The sequence below is a fragment of the Syntrophobacterales bacterium genome (assembly GCA_031274925.1).
Taxonomy (GTDB): domain Bacteria; phylum Desulfobacterota; class Syntrophorhabdia; order Syntrophorhabdales; family Syntrophorhabdaceae; genus PNOM01.
Map to the genome: position 1 here is coordinate 1 of JAISPL010000052.1, position 2,649 is coordinate 2,649.

Sequence of the window (2,649 nt, forward strand, 5' to 3'; positions counted from 1 at the left end):
CAACTCAGGTAGTGCGTAGAGAAATAATAAAATAGTCAAGAAAGCCTGATAAAGCTTGCAGTACATTATGGCGTGAATCTAAAAACTATTGAGAGATGGAGAAAAAGAGACTTTGTCCATTGATGTGCCTATGGGTCCTAAAGTCATCCGTTTGAGAAGAAGCTGATTCATGGTCTTCACAGATTGCCTGTATTCTCTAAGACACATTCATTCCTCGTGGCATGGAAACCGCATGTGGATATAGCCGCGAGGTGGGCCAGCCAATAACAGAACATAGAACCGCAGCCAAGGGTTTTCTATTTGAACGGCATCCAGTTCAACTGTAAGCGTGACGTATTTGACCGTGCCATCGCCACGGGATTGAACATCAACAAAGTGGACTATCAAGGAGCAAAAGAACACCTCCATGTATTTCTCATGGCGTACAATTTGGCAAATCGTTTGAAAAGCTTATAAGGAAAATCCCCTTATGATTTCATCAGAAATATATGGACCCTTGAGTCTGGAAGATTTATAGGTAGATCCAAAACCTTAAACAATAAAACCGCAGTTTTTGTCGCTTCCATATTTTCTCTGGCAGTGCTTTCGAGGTATGACGCCATCTTCGAAGGTAAGCCGAACGGGGGTCAACACTGTCGCCCTGCTCCTTTTTTTTTGCTACCATACCTCTGTCGACATTACTTCAAAGAACTGGATCAGTGAAGATTTCATCAAGATAAAGAGAAGAGAATTTCAAAATGGTGGTCCGTGAGAAGTATTTGGTGGGGACAACAGAGAAATGTGTGCAGTGTATGAGAGTACATATACAGAAAAACTGATGTCCGATTAATATTCCCATAACATAAACTACGAAGAGTTACAGGGGATAATTGGTGCCTTTAATGGCTAAAATGTGATAGACTATAGGGTTCGGAAGACAGCGCAGTTTTTACCATAGGTATATGCCGGAAAGTGTCTTGCAGGGAAGCAGGATGAACAACCGACAAGGAGAGATACTCTAAATATGTACAAGAGGCGATATCGTGCCTTCGATTTTACCATTCTCTGGACAACAATCTGTTTCGTTTTTCTTTTTGCCTTACCTTCCTATGCCGATATACTTGATGAAGACGAAACAAAATTTCCAGAAGAAATAAATGTGGAAGAATCTGTGGAGTTTGGCCCTTCATCAGAGGCGCACGTTGAGATCGGTTTCAATATTTTTGAAGATATAGCGAGAGCAAGGGGGCTTCTGGGCGAGCAGAGATGTGGTTTTAAATTGGCGAAAACAAAGAGGCTTAAAGTCAAGAAGGTTCTGAGGGGAAAAAAATTGGTCAGGTTGCTTAGGGGGAATGGAGGACAGCGGCCTGAATTAGGCGGATTTACTATACTTATAGCTATCGAGAATGTAAAGACAAGGGAAATCAAGATTGTAAGAGTTCACCCGAGACTAGGTGGTAAGTCCGGCGGAATTGTAATTGAGCCCGGCAAATCAAATGGCGTCAATACGAAGTTCAACATCATATATTCCGAACAGTATATCGTGCTTGCCGTAAAGAGACCGGTGCGCAGCGGAACGGGATTCAAAGAAGTAGTCTACACTCCCTATTCCGAAGACCTCGACGTGCCGGTCGTGAGAAAGGCAGGATTTGATTATCTGAAAAATGTTATTGGGGCAGCAAAAAATGATCTCCTGAAACGTGGTGTGCAACCTCTGTCGGGCGACATGTTTGTGGATGACGAGGTGGCCTTTGTGTTGGCAATTATCGAGCATATTGATCCTCAAAAATTCGAAAACGGAAACTACACGATGGAGAGACTCATTCATGAGACGCTTGTAATAATGGGCACGAACACTCACAATGCCTATCGGTATTCTGTTTCGAAAGCTGGGGCAAGGGGCCTTTTTCAGTTTATCCCCAAGACTTATAAGCGGATGGTGGCGATGTACCCTAGGGCGGGCCTGAAGAAGGATTTTATCCAGGGCATGGAGGATCATGAAAATGCGGCGAAGGCCTCATTCCTGCTTTTTGACTCGGATATATGTGTTCTCGGTAACGAAAGAGTGAAAAATGTAAAAGCAGGAGGCGATACACTCGGTAGATTTCTTGCCTCGGCATATAACTGCGGGTCAGGAAGGACGAGGATAGCCATGGATAGATATGGGTATGACTGGCATCTCGGGCTTCCCGCCGAGACGCAGACCTACCTCAAGAAATTTGACGTTGTATGGGAATGGCTTTCCAGGGAAACGTATTAGGCTGTTTACCCCCACATTGAAATGGTTTGGGTCATCAGTAAATCTTCCAGACTCAAGCGTCCATATATCTCTGATGAAATTATAAGGAGATTTTCCTTATAAGCTTTTCAAACGATTTGCCAAATTGTACGCCATGAGAAATACATGGAGGTGTTCTTTATGGCTGCCATAATGGTAACGCCCAACAGTCGCTTCCTTGATAGTCCGGTTCATCCGCTCTACTTGGCCGTTAGCCCAGGGATGTTTTACTTTGGTCAGTCGATGTTCAATCCCGTTGCGATGGCAGACACAGTCAAATGGTGTCATAAACGCTGGATGCCGAATTAAGCTCTCGTCGATTCATCATGCAAACTTTGACAGTTTCCGTATTACAATCCAACGATGCAGGGATGAAATCATCAGGCAATCAC

At 43.9% G+C, this 2,649-nt stretch carries 1 protein-coding gene and 1 pseudogene; one reads left to right on the forward strand and one right to left on the reverse strand.

The window, feature by feature from the left end:
* The first annotated feature begins 1,003 nt into the window (after positions 1 to 1,003).
* On the forward strand, positions 1,004 to 2,239 hold the full coding sequence (locus LBQ00_08520) for a transglycosylase SLT domain-containing protein (GenBank protein MDR2018890.1): 1,236 nt from the start codon (positions 1,004 to 1,006) through the stop codon (positions 2,237 to 2,239).
* 99 nt (positions 2,240 to 2,338) lie between these two features.
* Here LBQ00_08520 and LBQ00_08525 read toward each other — a convergent pair.
* Positions 2,339 to 2,536, reverse strand: a pseudogene (locus LBQ00_08525) (integrase core domain-containing protein).
* Positions 2,537 to 2,649: the final 113 nt, after the last annotated feature.